We start from the raw sequence: 14,903 nt of genomic DNA, 5'->3' as shown, positions 1-14,903 counted from the left end.
GTGTCGGCCGGCCGTTTTCCTTCGTCGAGCAAGAAGGCTTGCGCCAGCAGCGAGATCAAACAACCCTGGCTGTGCGCCACAATCGATACCGCTTCGTTACTGTCGTAGTCACGGATCATGGCGATCAGCGCGGCCAGGCGCTTGGCCGCCAGCACCATATACATGCGGCCCGGCGCCGTCATCAGCGGGCGCACGGGATCGCCGCCCATATCGAGTGGCGAGAATAATCCCTTGTTCCACATATCGGGCAGGGTATTGGTGGCGTTGCCGAAGGGGCCGCCGTTCTTCGACATGTCCTTGTCGAGACGGTTGCCATAGCGGTCAGTATTCTGGCCGTTGACGACCTTGCCTGCGTTGCCTGTTTCGCGAAAACCCCAGTAAAACGGAATCACGGGGCTGTGCGTGGTCTCATCAATTGTGCGCTTGAAGTAGAGCGCGTCCGGGTCCGGCTCCAGTATGGCTTTGTCGGCAACTTGCGGCAGGCGAAAGCTGGCCGGCTGGAAGACGAGCTGGCGCCCGCCCGTCACGCCATACATGCGCGCGGCCAGTCCTTGGCACAAGCCTTTTTCCACGGCGCCAAAGCTGGTGCCCACGTCGTTGACGCCGTGGATGACGATCACATTGCCCGGTAGTTCGGGCCGGATGCGCACGATGGCATCGCTGCTGCGGTCGCATTGCAGCAGCGCGCTATTACTGCCACTTACATAAGGAATCTTGGGATAGACCATCGCCGCTCCTTGCTGGCCAGACTGGACAGTGTAGGAGGCGGGAGGGCCGATTCGTTGCGCTTAAACAAGGAACATGGTCGAGGGCGCTGCGGGATTGCGCTTAAGCGCTGGATTTGTTGAGCAGTTTCCTGTCTATCGCTCCCGGTGCTACCCATAACAGCAGCAGCCAGATGCAAAATGACAAGCAACGGTACAGGGATCCAAAACACAGGCCGAAAATCACGGCACGCGCAAGCGACGCCGTGGACGGCACTTGCGCGCTGTCGAACAAGACATAGGTGGCGAGCGTGGCCACCGCCATGAGGGGAAAGGCAAACCACCATTTGCGTTCAATCGGAGACATGGCTTCCTCGGAAGATCAGATGTCAATGATTGTAGCGCGATGATGCTGGAAAGTAATTTGCCTTTTGTATGATTGCTAATTTGTAATGGGCGGCTTGGGCGCTACCGGAATACTGGGCGCGGCAGGCCGGTCGGGCGGCGTGCTGGCGCGGCCATTGACCGGCGGCGGCGCTGGCTTGTTGTGCTTGCTGCGCTTGTCGGTGCGCTGTTTGGCCGGTTTGCCGTCATGGATGGGCTGGCCCTTGTTGTCGAGCTTGTCGGACTGGTCCGATTTCTGGCCCGGGTCGTTGGGATTATTCGTGTGGTTGCCGGTCTGGTTGACGTTGCTGGTGGACTGGGCTTGCACCCAGGCGCCGCCCACGGTCATCAGGGTGGCGGCCAGCAGGAGGGCGGGAGTTTTCATGGTGCTAGTCCTGTGAGTGGTCGAGACTGCATTCTCACACGCCATTCCAGCGGCACAAGTAGGAGGCCGCCTCATCATTTTGTGGGCCGGCAACCCTTGATTAACGAAATTGCTCAGTCGAAATATCGAAGCGCTTGAGCTTGTCGTACAGGGTTTTTTTCGGAATATTCAGCGCGCTAGCCGCGTCGATCACGTTGCCGTTATGGCGGCGCAAGGCTTCTTCGATGATGGAAATTTCGAACGCATCGACCTGTTCGGCCAGCGATGCTTCGCGGCAACCGGCCGGGCTCAAGGTGTCGTCAAGCAGGCCCAGCACGAAGCGGTCGGCCACATTGTGCAATTCGCGCACATTGCCGGCCCAGCGCTGCGCCATCAGGGATGCCAGCAACTCGCCACTGACCAAGGTTGCCGGCTGGCCATAGCGCACGGCTGCCTGCAGCACGAAAAACTCGAACAGCAGCGGGATATCTTCGCGCCGGTTGCGCAGGGCGGGCAGGGTCAGGCTGGCCACGTTCAAACGGTAATATAGGTCGGCGCGGAATTTACCCTGCTCGGCAAGTAGATTTAAATCTTCCTTGGCGGCCGCAATCACGCGGAAATTGACGGAGATCAGTTTATTTGATCCCAGCCGTTCCACCTTGCGTTCCTGCAACACGCGCAGCAGCTTCACTTGCAGGGCCAGCGGCATGCTTTCGATTTCGTCGAGGAACAAGGTGCCGCCGTTCGCATATTCGATCTTGCCGATACGCTGGCGCTGCGCGCCGGTAAACGCCCCTTCTTCGTGGCCGAACAGCTCCGATTCAAACATCGATTCGGGCAGGGCGCCGCAATTGATCGCCACGAAGGGGTGGTCGCGCCGTTCGCTGAAATCGTGCAGGCAGCGGGCGATCAATTCTTTGCCGGTGCCCGTTTCGCCGAGAATGATGATATCGGCCGACTTGGGCGCCAGGTTCAGCACCAGCTGGCGCACCTTGGCCATGGCTGCGCTGCGGCCCACGATGCGCGCTTCGATGCCGACCCGTTGTTCCAGCTGGCGCCGCAGATTCATGTTTTCCAGCACCAGGTGGCGCTTGTCGAGCGCGCGCCGGCACACTTCCACCAGCAAGTCGGCCGAGAACGGTTTTTCAATGAAATCGTAAGCGCCACGGCGCATGGCGCCCACCGCCATCGATACATCGCCATGGCCCGTCACCAGGATCACCGGCAGGCTGGCGTCTTGCGCCACCGCCAGGTCCAGCAACTGCAAGCCATCCATGCCGGGCAGTTTGATGTCGCTGAGCAAGATGCCGGCAAATTCGGGCACCAGATGGGGCAGGGCTTCTTCGGCCGAGGCGCAGGCCGTTACTTGCAGGCCGGCCAGTTCCAGCGACTGTTTTGCGCCCTTGCGCACCACGGCGTCGTCCTCGACCAGCAAGACCTGCAAGCCTGGGAAATTGTGTTCGTGCATGTGACCTGTCCCTCTTTATTTATTTTTTTACACTTCAGTGTTCAGTGCGATTGTAAACTGCGCACCGCCTCCTTCGGTGAGAGATCGGTTGCGGGCGTTCAGGCTGCCGCCCGCCGCGCGCACGATGCCGGCGCTGATCGACAGGCCCAACCCCAGTCCTTCTTCCTTGGTCGTGTAGAAGGGATCGAAAATACGGTCGATCGAGGTCACGGGGATGCCGGGGCCATTGTCGGTGACGAGGATGACGGCCAGCGGACCTTCGCGGCGCACGCTGAGCCACACATGGACTTCTTGCCCTGGCGGCACGGCATCCATGGCGTTGGTGATCAGGTTGGTAAATACCTGTTCCAGGCCGATGGCGTTGCACAGCACGATCATCTCTTCCTGCGGCCAGTTTTCATGCAGCAGCAGCCGCTGCGAGCCGTGGCGCGTGCGTATCTGCAACATGGTTTGTGCGAACGCCTGGCGCACGTTGACCGGTTTGCGCGCATCGTCGCTGCGCCGTGCAAAGCCTTTCAGCTGCGAGGTGACGTAGCCGAGGCGCTTGACCAGATCGGAAATGGTCGACAGATTGTCGAGCGCATCGTCGATGCGGCCGCGCGCCAGCAAGACCTTGGCATTGTCGGAAAAGGTTTGCAAGGCGGCCAGCGGCTGGTTCAGTTCATGCGTGACGCCGGCTGCCATCTGGCCTATCGCGGCCAGCTTGCCGCTTTGCACCAGTTCCGCCTGCGCATAGCGCAAGGTCTGTTCGGCCCGTTCGCGCTCGGCTACCTCGGCTTGCAGGCGGCCATTTGCATGGACCAGGTCGGCCGTGCGCTGTTCCACCTTGATTTCCAGCTGTTCATAAGCGCGCGCCAGGGTTTGCTGGGCGTTCAGGCGTTCGGCGATACGGCGCCGGCGCTGGCGTGCATACATCAGTGCCAGCAAGGCCAGGGCCCAGCCCAGCGCTGCGGCGATGGCGGCATTGCGGGCCGCTTCTTCTACCTGGTCCAGTTCGGCCAGCACGGTGATGTGCCAGCGCAAGGGCCCCAGCGCGCGGTTGACGGCCAGATAGTCCACCTTGTCGGCACTGCCCGGCAGGGTGGATGCGTCGTCCGCCTGCGGGCGTTCCAGGGTCAGCACGCTGGCGCCATCGGCAAACTGGCGCTGCAGGCGGTGCGGCAAGATGGGCAGGTTTTCCTGCAAGAACTGGCGCTGTTCGCTGATATCCTTCTTGGCCGCCGGCGACAAGGGCGCCAGGGTCTTGAACTTGAAGGCGGGCGTGCTGGCCAGGATAATCACGCCATTCGCATCCTTGACCCAGATCTGCTCGCCCGTGCCCGGCCCGCGCCACGATTGCTCGATCCAGTCCAGATTGACTTTGGCCGAGACGATGCCGATGATGCGGCCGTTGCGCAGCACGGGCTGTGAAATAAAGTAGCCCGCTTCAAAAGTGGACGCGCCTATGCCATAAAAGCGGCCGATGCCGCCCGCAATCGCATGCTTGAAATAGGGCCGGAAGCCGTAGTTGACGCCGACATAGGAGCTGCTGTCTTGCCAGTTGCTCGACGCCACAGTGGTGCCGTTGACGTCCAGCACATACACGGCAAACGCGCCTGCGCGGCGGTTCATGTCGACCAGGTAGGCATTGATCTGCTCGACCTGCATGGCGTCAGGATGCTCCAGCAGCCGCGCCACGGCGTCGCTCTGGGCTACCGCCAGCGGCAGGAATTCATATTTATTGAGCGCGCCGCCTATCGACGCCGCATACAGCTCGGCACGCGAATCGAGCGTGCGGTGCAAATCATCAAGCTGCCCCTGCCTGACCCAGGCGTGCGTGCCCCAGGTCAGCGCGACCAGTGCGCCGATCGCCAGCACGGTGCCAAACGGCTGTCTTATTGTCCATTTGGCCAGTGCCATGGGGTTCCGTTTGTCTCTTTAGTAAGTAACCCATACAGCGAAGGGCTGGGGTCGGACCCTGAGGGTCCGACCCCGGTCTTTGCCGTTGGGTTGAGGTAGCAATCAGACTAATCTGCCGTACTTGCCATGGTTTCCGCGTTGTGGTGACGCTGCTGCTCCTCCATCACCATTTCCCCCAGTATGCGCTTCAGGCGGTTGAACTCGGGGTCGCTCGGGTCGCGTGGGCGGGGCAGGTCGATGGCCACGTCGCGCTTGATGGAGCCGGGGCGGTAGGTCATGACGATGGTGCGGTCGGCCAGGTAGATCGATTCCTCGATCGAGTGGGTGACAAACACGATGGTGGTGCCGAAGACTTTCCAGATCTTCAGCAACTCGTCTTGCAGGTTGCGCCGGGTCAAGGCGTCGAGCGCGCCGAACGGTTCATCCATCAGCATGATCGGTGAATCGAGGGCCAGCACGCGGGCAATCGCCACGCGCTGGCGCATGCCGCCCGACAAGTCTTTCGGATAGCGCGCGCGAAATTCCGTCAGGCCCAGCATATTGAGCAGCATGTCGACCCGTTCCTTGATCTCGGCGGCGGACTTGCCGGCGATTTCCAGGCCGAAGGCGATATTGCGCTCGATCGACATCCACGGGAACAGCGCGTATTCCTGGAACACCATGCCGCGGTCGGGACCGGGTTCGGTGATCAGCTTGCCGCCGGCCAGGATCTGGCCGGAAGTCGGGTGGGAAAAACCGGCGATGGCGTTGAGCAGGGTCGACTTGCCGCAGCCCGAAGGCCCCAGCAGGCAGATGAACTCGCCGCTGGCGATGTCGAGGTTGATGTCTTTCAGCGCAATGACGTCGTTGCCGCCCGTGCTGAAGATTTTATTGACTGCATTGATATTGATCGTGGTCATGGCCGTTCCTCTCAGTGTTCCAGGCCGCGGTGCCACTGCAGCAAATGATTATTCAGGGCATTCATGGCGATGTCGATGGCCAGGCCGAACAGGCCGATGGTAAACATGCCGGCGATAATTTTGTCGGACCAGAAATACTCGCGCGCTTCGAGGATGCGGAAACCCAGGCCGCTGTTGACGGCGATCATTTCCGCCACGATCACGACGATGAAGGCGGTGCCCATGCCGATGCGCGCACCGGCCAGGATGTAGGGCGTGGCTGCCGGCAAGATGACGCGGCGGAACATGGTCATCTGGCTGGCGCCCAGGTTGCGCGCGGCGCGAATGTAGATGCCGTCGACCTGGCGCACGCCGGCGATGGTATTCATCAGCACGGGGAAGAAGGAGCCGATGCTGATCAGGAAGAAAGCCGGTGGATTGCCCAGGCCGAACCACAGAATCGCCAGCGGAATGTAGGCAATCGGTGGAATCGGGCGCAGCACTTGCACCAGCGGATCGAACAGCTTGTAGATGGTTTTATTCGTGCCCATCAGCAGGCCCAGCGGCAAAGCCAGGCCGGCGCCGATGGCAAAGCCGCCCAGCACGCGCGACAGGCTGGCCCAGGCGTCATGCGGCAATTCGCCCGACAGCATCCAGATCAGGTAATTGCCCGATTCAGGCGTGTAAGCCTCCATCGGGATCAGGTATTCATACCACTTGATCACTACGGCAACGGGCGAAGGCAGGATTTGCGGGTTGATCCAGCCGAAGGTGGACATGGCTTGCCAGATCAGGAGCACGGCCACCGGCACGATGGCGCCATGCAAGGCGCGTTTCATGGTTTGCAGATTCATGGTGATACTTTCCCCTTAGCGTGGTGCGTAAGATTTCTTGGCTTTTTCCAGCAGGTCCAGCTTGACCCAGTCCTTGGCGGCAGGCGGTTTGGCCATGCGGCCCACGCCGAACTGCACCATGTAGTCGGTGGTCAGCTGCACGTGGCTTTGCGAAATGTCTTCCGTGAAGATGGCGTTGTCGATGGCGTCGCGGTAATCCTCGGAAGTGATCTGGTTCTTGAACATCGATTCGCGCACGTATTTTTCCGCCAGTTTCGGGTCGGCCAAAAAGGCGCGGGTGGCGGCCACGAAGCAATCCATGAAGCGTTGCGCCACGGCAGGCTTTTCCTTGTACATTTTTTCCGTCATCACCAGTGCGCGCACGGGTTCGCCCAGTGGCGTGTCATACGGTTTCAGGATTTGCACGCCATAGTTCTTGTGGATCGCCTGCGTCGAATACGGCTCGGACTGGCTCATGGCGTCGATTTCCTTGGTCAGCAGGGCCTGGTTCAGGTCGGGGTAGCCCATGTACAGGATCTGTACGTCCTTGCCCTTTTTGTCGGACCAGGTCAGCTTGGCCTTGGCCAGTTCCGCGAACAGCAGGATTTCCTGCGGGCCACCGCGCGTGACACCGACTTTTTTACCCTTCAAATCGGCGATGCCCTTGATATTCAGGTCGGGGCGGCCGACGATTTGCACGCCGCCCTTGGCGAAGCCGCCCACCAGATACACGGGCAAGCCGGTGGCGCGGCCGGTAATGGCCGCTTCCAGCGCGCTGGCCGAGACGTCGATTTCGCCGGCGATCATGGCGGGCACGATGTCCAGGCCCTTGGCGAACACGCGCTCTTCAATTTTCAAATCATATTTTGGGGCGATTTCCTTCATATAGGCTACCGCGCCGTAATGGGCGAATTTCAGGTTGCCCAGGCGTACCAGATCGGCGGCGTGGGCCGACAGCGGGAATTGGGCCGCCAGGGCGATAGCCACGGCCAGGGCCTTGGTATTGAGGATGGACGAGATACGGAAAGTGCGAACGTGATTGCGGATCATGCGATTGTCTCCAAAGATAGATGTTTTTATTCTGCTTGTTGCAACTGCGTGCGGCTGCTCTGATGGCGGCGCTGAGAATGTAAAAGCATCTTCCGTGCCAGTGGACTGTATTTTGGAGTTTATTGCAAGTAATTGTTTCTAAAGGTTTAATTTTTATCGAGAAAAACCCAGCGCTGGCCTGTTTCTGTTTTCCCGCACGCAGTCCCTGCTTCACGTCCGGAATCTCGCACAGCTTCGGTACTGCGCGGTATCACACAAGGCAGCCGAACCAAGTTGGTATTCAGGACTCCAAATAAAAAAACGCGCTATGGCAGTGCTCACTGCGATAGCGCGCATATCCCCAACGACAAGCTATCTATGGACTGGGGCCAAGCTCCGGAATTTATTTAGGCGGCGTGGCAGGCGTTTCCGTGCCAGCTGCGCCTGCTGGCGGCACGGCCGGTGTGGTGGCCGGATCGGTCAGCGGTGTGGCTGGCGGGGCGTTCGGATCAGAAGCGGGCGAGGGCGCCGGCTGCGTGGTCGCTGGCGTGGCAGGCGCCATAGCCGGTGGCGCCGCTTCCGGCAGCGGTGCATCGGCTGGTTTTTTACAGGCGCTCAAGGCCAGGCTGATGGTAATCAGGGCTGCGGCAGACAGCACGGCAGGGGCTTTTTTCAGGATGCTCATGATGGTTCCTTTATGTGGCGAGTTAAACGGCTAAAGAAAGAGGTGCTGGGTTAAATTTATGGCAATAGCCTCATCGCCTCTGTTCGCCATTTCACCTTGTGCGCGGTATCGGGCCTTGAATATGTAAGCTGTTGTAAAAAATGCCGAGGTGCAATATTTTTCGCTTCCCGGCATGAATCTTCATCCTAATGTTCGATAACGCACAGACCAAGACAGTTCACACAGGCATTCTTTAGTCAGACGCCTAGGAATTGTGGCTACTTGGTACAAAAATTGCCAAGAATTTAATAATTCGGGCTACCGGCAATCGTTTAAAAAGGAGTGTTCAAATGCATGCAATGACTCAGTCTCACGTGAAGAGCGAAATGAAGGCAGCGCACCAGGAACTTCGTGGCCCTGAAAAAGGTCCTCAAATGGCAATGGTTGAGCGTGCGGCCCCGATCCCCCCGGAGCGCATGAACCCAATTTCCATGGCGCCGATCGAGCGCGTGCGTTCGACGTCCGCCACCTTGCGCCGCATCGAGAACATGCAAAAGTTGATCGCCGAATTGTCGCTGCACGAGATGCTGGCCGATGAAATCGCCTGGTTCCTCAAGTTTTCGCCATCGGGCGCCCGCAAATACATCCGCGACCTGCGCGAAGCGGGCGTGATCGAACTGGCCCGCTATATCGAAGGCACGGCCACCTATCTGGGCAAGGCCGTGTACCAGCTGACGCCTGACCCGGAACGCGTCAAAGCCTTCCTGGCTGCCATCGTACAACCAAAACGCGAAGGCGCGCCACCGCGCAAGGACCGTCCAGGCTTGCGCGAGCAAAGCATGGCAGGCAGCGGCCGCCACTTCCATATCCTGGCCGATGACACGCATTACGCCATCCGCGTCAACCGCGGCCCGGTGATGCGCGACCCCTTGGTAGCAGCATTGTTTGGTGCGCCACAGCAGAAAGCCGCTGAGTAATTAGCTGGCGTGGTGACTGTGTAATTAATAAAGCCGGGTTTTAGCCCGGCTTTTGGCGTTTTAGAAACATACGAGGGCATCTCGTAATTGCTGATTGAAAAGATATCAAGCAGCCCCATCTTGATTGGACTGCCTGCCCGCACCGGCGCGGGCCCACTCGAAGGAGTCTTTCCTTGCCTGCCTACGCCGCCTCTGTCTCCACGCCTTGCACCATCTTGCATCGGGTATCCGCATGAACCCGCTGCTATGGATTTCCCTCGTCATTGCCGGCATCGTGCTGGCCCTGTGGTTTCCCGGTTGGCGTTTGAAGCGGGCCTTGGCCAAGCCCTTGCCGGCGGCAGGCTTGGCCGTGCTGGAACAGAATATTCCCGTCTACCAGCGCATGCCGGCGCCGCTGCAGCAGCAATTGCAACGGCTGGTGGTGCAGTTTCTGTATCAAAAGAAATTTGTCGGTTGCGGCGGCCTGGAAGTCACGGACGAGATGCGCTACACCATCGCCGGTCAGGCCTGCCTGCTCTTGCTGAACCGCCAGACCCAGGTCTATCCGCAGCTAGCCACCATCCTGGTCTACCCGACCGAATTTTTGGTCACGCGCAATGAGGTGGGGCCGGGCGGCGTGGTCACGCCAGCGGCCAACGGTTTATTGGGCGAATCGTGGGGCGATGGCCGGGTGGTGTTGTCCTGGGACCATGTGCAGCGCGGCGCAGCCGACTGGACCGATGGCCACAATGTGGTGCTGCATGAATTTGCCCACCAGCTCGACAGTGAATCGGGGGCGGCGAACGGCGCGCCATATCTGCCGAATGTATCGAGCTACCGCAGCTGGGCCACCGTGCTGTCGCGCGATTTTGCCAATTTGCGCCACGACGCCATTTATCAGCAGCAAAGCGTGATGGACCATTACGGCGCCACCAATCCTGCCGAATTCTTTGCCGTGGCGACCGAAACCTTCTTTGAAAAGCCATATCAGATGGCCGAACATCATGAGGAGCTGTTTGCAGAGTTTCTCAAATACTACAAGGTTGACCCGCGCGAGTGGATGCCGCCACCGATTGAACCCGGACATATGGCGTCGCCATTCCCTGATTACGCCCCCCATTGGTAGAGTAACTTTAGCCCAGCAGCCTTTGTTTCAGCAGAGCATAGTTACCGCGCGACACAGGAATGCCTGTGCTCGTCTGTGTGTCCAGCGCATATTTGCCGCCCGCGCTGATGTGCAGGCGCTGGAAAAAAAGGCTGTTGACGAGGTAGGAGCGGTGCACGCGCAAGAAATGCGGTGGCAGCAGGGCCATGATTTTTTCAATTGGCAAGTCGTGGAAACATTCTTCGCCGTTGCATAGCACGATATTGCTGTAATGGCCGTCGGCCTGCACATGGTCGATCTCGGCGATCGCGATCCATTCCAGTGCGCCCCGCTTTTTCACTGCCAGGGAAAATTGAGGCGGCCGGCTTAGATCCGTATAGCGCTGCAAGGCTTGCTGCAGGCGCTCGCGGCTGAAGGGTTTGGCGACGAAATCAAGCACGCCCAGGTCAAAGGCCGTGATCGAGCGCTCCGCATGGGCCGAGACGACAATTGTCTGGAAGCTGCGCTTGCCCGCCAGGCGCAGTAGCGCGTAGCCATCGGCGCCATGCAGGTTCAAGTCCAACAGCAATAAATCGCAGGGGCCAGCTTGCAGCTCGGCCAGCGCCTGCTCCAGGCCGTCATGCAAAACCAAATGCGCCAGGCGAGCGCCAAAGTGAGCGCGTACCTCGCGTTCCAGGCGCCGTGCGATCAGCGGTTCGTCTTCCAGTATCACTATCTTCATGATGCCGCCGGCAAGGTGAATCGCAGCTGCCAGCCCTGTGGCTGCTGCGTGGTGTCATAGCGGGCGTGCTTGCCAAACACGGCTTGCAGGCTGGAACGGATATACCGCTCGCCCATGCCGCTGCCCGTATGTGGCCGCACTTCGCTGGCGGGCAGCAGCAGGCGCAGCACATCCGTTTGACCATTCCTTTCGATTTCTAGCTGGAAAGTGACGCCTTGCCGGTAGCGCGTATGGCTGAAGGCGTTTTCCAGCGCCGTCAGCAAGGCGGCGGGTGGCACGATGATGGCGCTGGTCTCGCCTATCAGTTCCAGGCTGCAAGGTTGTTGCAAGCGCGTGCTCATGATGGCCAGATAGTTATGGCACAGGGACAATTCCTGCGTCAGGGCAATGCTGGGTTGCTGTGCATACTCGTTGAGCATGCGGAAACCGGCGCCCAGCGCGACGATGAAATCTTCTGCCGCCTGCGGTGATTGCTCATTCAGTTCGCTGATCAGGCTCAAGGAATTCATCAGGAAATGCGGTTGCAGGTTTTTGCGCAAGAGCTGGTTTTCCAGCTGGCTGGCGCGTGCCACCTTTTGCCGGTCGCGCATCAGTTGCGACAGCAATTGAAAGCACAACGGTAGCAGCAGGAAACAGACGACCAGCGCAAAACCGCCTTCGGCAAAACCGTCACCGGCCAGCTTGTACATGGCGCAGGAGAGCAGCGCAATCGCGGTGCCGCCCCGGCTGCCCGGCAAGCGGCGCCACAGGGCGAACAGGTTCAGCAGCAAGCTGCCTATCAATCCCGTGACAAACATCAACCGGCACTGGTTGTCGAAATGGGCCGGCAAGGCGCCGGCCACGGCGACACCTGCCAGTATCAGGACAGCGGCCAGCAGCCAGTGGCGGCGATGATAAACGCAGAAAAAGTACAGCGGTAGCAGCGCGGCAAACAGCCAGGTCAGCAGGTTGATGGCATACAGGCGCACGATGTGCTGGGGATAGGCGTAGCCGGCCAGGCTGCGCCAGGTTTCCGCCAGTAGCAGCAGGCTTGCTGCCAGGCACAGCGCCGTAAAGACAGTCCAGTGCAAGTGCCGTTGATACAGCAGGTTCAAGGCGAATTTCAAGGCGATAAACAGCAGGGCGACACCGGCCAGCGCGCCTGCCAGCAACAACGGCGGCAGATTGCGCCACGCTTGTGCCGCTTGATAGGCTTGCTGGTCTTGCAGGGAAAAACCATACAACGGCGCGTCCAGCCGGGCTGGCACTTGCTGCGTCGACAGCAGCAGCCGCAAGTGATGTGTTCCCTGGGCCAGTTGCGCGGGCGCCAGCGGCACGGCCATATCGATCCGGCCGGCGATTTCATCGGCGGCTTGCGCGGCAGGCTGGCCATTGCTGGCGATTTGCACACCATCGAGCCACAAGGTGCTGGCCGCCAGGGCCGACAGCAGCAGCACTTGCGGCGCGTGCGGCGTGGCGGGGAGGATCAGCTCACGTTCCAGGCAGTGCAGTTGCTGCGGCTTGAGCAACTGGTGCAGCGATGCCGTGGGGAGCGTGCTGTCACAGGCGCGCCAGCCATCGTCCAGCGACATGGACAAACTGCGCGCCATGGCAGACGTGGGCAGGGCCAGGCAGCACAGCAGCAAGCAATTAACGATGAGTGACAGTGTGGGCATGGCGGCAATTGTAGCTGTTAAGCATCAGCCTGCCGTGCCATTCATGTGCTACAGGTGCAATTCGTGCAATGCTGTCCAAAAATAGCAGAAATATGCTTACCATCGCCGTCAACAAACCCTCACCATGGAATGAATGACGATGCCAAGCTGGAAAAAATATGGAGTCACTGCCGCACTATTTTTCTTTTGTTTCCAGGCGCAAGCGGCGGCGCCTGATCCTGCCCTCACTGCGCGGCTGGCCGCTTTCGATGGCTGGGTCGCCAGCCGCATGGCCATGGAGCGCATGCCGGGCATGACCATTGGTTTTACGCGCGGCGGCGTGGAGTGGGTCCAGGGTTATGGTTATGCCGACCTGGAAAACCAGGTGCCGGCCACGGCTGTGTCCAGCTATCGCCTGGCGTCCGTCACCAAGCCGATGACGGCGGTCGCCATCTTGCAGCTGGTGGAGCAGGGCAAGGTCGATCTCGATGCGCCCGTGCAACGCTATGTGCCGTATTTTCCCGTGAAACCGTTTCCCGTCACCGTGAGATTGCTGCTGGGCCATCTGGCCGGCATCGACGCCTACCGCGACCGCAAGACCGAGCAGCATTTCAAGGAATACAAAAACACGCGTCAATCGATTGCCGTGTTTGAACATTTTGACCTGATCGCCGAACCGGGCACGCGCTACCGCTACACCAGCTATGGCTACAACCTGCTGGGCGCCGTCATCGAGAGCGCCTCGGGCGAAAGTTACGGCCAGTATATGCAGCGCCATGTGTGGGGACCGCTGGGCATGACGGCCACCATGATGGATGATCCGGCCGCCGTGATAGCGCACCGGGTGCGGGGCTACGGCCTGGTCGGCAAAGAGTTGAAAAATTCGGAATTCGTTGATGTCAGCAGCCGCTTTTCGGCCGGTGGCACGCGCTCGGCCGTGCCCGACATGCTGGCTTTCGGCCAGGGTATCCATGACGGCAAGGTGCTGTCGCCGGCCAGTCTGGCGCTGATGCAGGAACCGATGGTGACGCGGGCAGGGCGCTTGAGCGATTACGGCATGGGCTGGGAGACGTATCCGACGGGCGGGCGTTATGTAATTTCACATAGCGGCCAGCAGCCGGAAACGGCCACCTATCTGTTCAGCTTTCCGTCGCGCAAGCTGACGATTGCCGTGGCGTCCAACCTGGAAAGAGTCAATACGGCAGCGTTTGCCGAGCGCTTGTTCGAGGTGGTCACGGGTGAGGCGTGGGAACTCAAACCGTATATCGCGCAGGCGAACGCGCAGTTGTACGGGCAGCTGGCCCAGGGATTGTTCGAGGAGGGCCGCGCCCAGCTGGAAAAAACTGGCCAGCCCTACACGGTCGATCCGGCCGTGACCAGGCAGGCCTTTGAACAGATCAACCGCCAGGCACTGCAACAGGATGACGCCAGGGCGGCCAGCCTGTTTATCGCGGACGCCCGCCACCCTGCCGGTGGGCGGGTCTTGCTGACGGCCGGTTCCAGCATGGCTGCCCGGCTGCGGCAGGCGGGTATTGACCTGGATAAATATTCCAGCAGCGGCCCGCTGGCTTTTGTGCGCGACTATATTATGTTGTCGCAAGCGGCGCCAGCCGGAAAGGTCCCCCGCTTCGACCGGTCCTTCGAGCAAGCCATGCTGAAGCTGGCCGCCAGCTGGGACCGTACCGCTGCGGTGGCCTGGCCTGCGCAGCCCGGCGCTGTCGCGCAACTAAGCAAGCAGCTGGAAACGGCTTTCCTGAACCAGCTTGCGTATCCCGACTTCATGGCTGAAATCAATGCATTGGCGCAGGCGTCGAGCGGGCGCGGCGACAGTACGGAGGCCCTGGCGGCAGGAAGGCTGGCGGTGGCCTTGTATCCGCTCAGCGACCGCGCGCAAGCCTTGCACGGCATACTGCTGATGAGCGCAGGCGATCATGTCGCCAGCATCGCCGCCCTGCGCCTGGCGCTGGCCCGCGATCCGCAGGGCGCCGCCAGCGCCACGGCCCTGAATAATGCCGCCTATCGTTTGAAAGCCAGCGGAGCGGTGGCTGCAGGCACGGCACTGTTGCAGGCGGCGATCCAGCTGCATCCGCGCGACGCCAATCTGCACGACACCCTGGGCAGCTTTTATGTCGAGCAGCACCTCCCCGCGCAGGCGGTGCAGGCGTATCGGCTAGCCTTGCGGCTGGACCCTGGCTACCCGGGGGCGGATGGCGCCAGGGCGGTGATAGCCCGTCTGGATAATGCGCACTGATATTTAGTTTCGC

General features: G+C 60.4%; 14 protein-coding genes. 3 read left to right on the top strand and 11 right to left on the bottom strand.

Annotated elements, in window-relative coordinates:
* The 9 genes from HDE72_RS17275 to HDE72_RS17235 all read right to left on the bottom strand — a co-directional run.
* The coding region (locus HDE72_RS17275; protein ID WP_465053041.1) for a T6SS effector phospholipase Tle3 domain-containing protein at positions 1–728 on the bottom strand (728 nt) is incomplete at its 3' end.
* Positions 729–828: 100 nt separating this feature from the next.
* Positions 829–1,071 (bottom strand): hypothetical protein, encoded by a 243-nt coding sequence (locus HDE72_RS17270; protein WP_183743146.1) that lies wholly within the window; start codon positions 1,069–1,071, stop codon positions 829–831.
* A gap of 75 nt (positions 1,072–1,146) precedes the next feature.
* Positions 1,147–1,473 (bottom strand): hypothetical protein, encoded by a 327-nt coding sequence (locus HDE72_RS17265; protein ID WP_183743145.1) that lies wholly within the window; start codon positions 1,471–1,473, stop codon positions 1,147–1,149.
* 100 nt (positions 1,474–1,573) lie between these two features.
* Positions 1,574–2,920, bottom strand: coding sequence for a sigma-54-dependent transcriptional regulator (locus tag HDE72_RS17260; RefSeq protein WP_183743143.1), 1,347 nt, complete (start codon positions 2,918–2,920; stop codon positions 1,574–1,576).
* A gap of 27 nt (positions 2,921–2,947) precedes the next feature.
* Positions 2,948–4,819 (bottom strand): sensor histidine kinase, encoded by a 1,872-nt coding sequence (locus HDE72_RS17255; protein ID WP_183743141.1) that lies wholly within the window; start codon positions 4,817–4,819, stop codon positions 2,948–2,950.
* 107 nt (positions 4,820–4,926) lie between these two features.
* Positions 4,927–5,718, bottom strand: coding sequence for an ABC transporter ATP-binding protein (locus HDE72_RS17250; RefSeq protein ID WP_183743139.1), 792 nt, complete (start codon positions 5,716–5,718; stop codon positions 4,927–4,929).
* 11 nt (positions 5,719–5,729) lie between these two features.
* Positions 5,730–6,551, bottom strand: a complete 822-nt coding sequence (locus HDE72_RS17245) for an ABC transporter permease (protein WP_183743137.1) — start codon at positions 6,549–6,551, stop codon at positions 5,730–5,732.
* Between the two features lie 15 nt (positions 6,552–6,566).
* Positions 6,567–7,580, bottom strand: coding sequence for an ABC transporter substrate-binding protein (locus tag HDE72_RS17240; RefSeq protein WP_183743135.1), 1,014 nt, complete (start codon positions 7,578–7,580; stop codon positions 6,567–6,569).
* A gap of 382 nt (positions 7,581–7,962) precedes the next feature.
* On the bottom strand, positions 7,963–8,244 hold the full coding sequence (locus HDE72_RS17235) for a hypothetical protein (RefSeq protein ID WP_183743133.1): 282 nt from the start codon (positions 8,242–8,244) through the stop codon (positions 7,963–7,965).
* 455 nt (positions 8,245–8,699) lie between these two features.
* Here HDE72_RS17235 and HDE72_RS17230 point away from each other — a divergent pair, with 455 nt between their 5' ends.
* Together HDE72_RS17230 and HDE72_RS17225 are read left to right on the top strand one after the other, a co-directional pair.
* On the top strand, positions 8,700–9,200 hold the full coding sequence (locus HDE72_RS17230; protein ID WP_260174087.1) for a winged helix-turn-helix domain-containing protein: 501 nt from the start codon (positions 8,700–8,702) through the stop codon (positions 9,198–9,200).
* A 232-nt stretch (positions 9,201–9,432) separates the two neighbouring features.
* Positions 9,433–10,305: a M90 family metallopeptidase gene (locus HDE72_RS17225; RefSeq protein ID WP_183743131.1), complete on the top strand. Its 873-nt coding sequence runs from the start codon at positions 9,433–9,435 to the stop codon at positions 10,303–10,305.
* A gap of 7 nt (positions 10,306–10,312) precedes the next feature.
* Here HDE72_RS17225 and HDE72_RS17220 read toward each other — a convergent pair whose 3' ends face one another.
* Together HDE72_RS17220 and HDE72_RS17215 are read right to left on the bottom strand one after the other, a co-directional pair.
* Positions 10,313–11,005 (bottom strand): LytR/AlgR family response regulator transcription factor, encoded by a 693-nt coding sequence (locus HDE72_RS17220; protein WP_183743129.1) that lies wholly within the window; start codon positions 11,003–11,005, stop codon positions 10,313–10,315.
* A complete protein-coding gene (locus HDE72_RS17215; protein ID WP_183743127.1) occupies positions 11,002–12,660 on the bottom strand; it encodes a histidine kinase in 1,659 nt (552 codons plus the stop codon). Before HDE72_RS17215 ends, HDE72_RS17220 begins: the two co-directional genes overlap by 4 nt.
* 133 nt (positions 12,661–12,793) lie before the next feature.
* Between HDE72_RS17215 and HDE72_RS17210 the strand changes: the two genes are divergently transcribed.
* Complete coding sequence (locus HDE72_RS17210; protein ID WP_183743125.1) at positions 12,794–14,890, top strand: serine hydrolase domain-containing protein; 2,097 nt, start codon at positions 12,794–12,796, stop codon at positions 14,888–14,890.
* Positions 14,891–14,903 lie beyond the last annotated feature (13 nt).

This window comes from Janthinobacterium saanense, assembly GCF_014200675.1.
Classification (GTDB): Bacteria; Pseudomonadota; Gammaproteobacteria; order Burkholderiales; family Burkholderiaceae_D; genus Janthinobacterium.
This window is presented reverse-complemented; position numbering and strand designations above follow the sequence as displayed.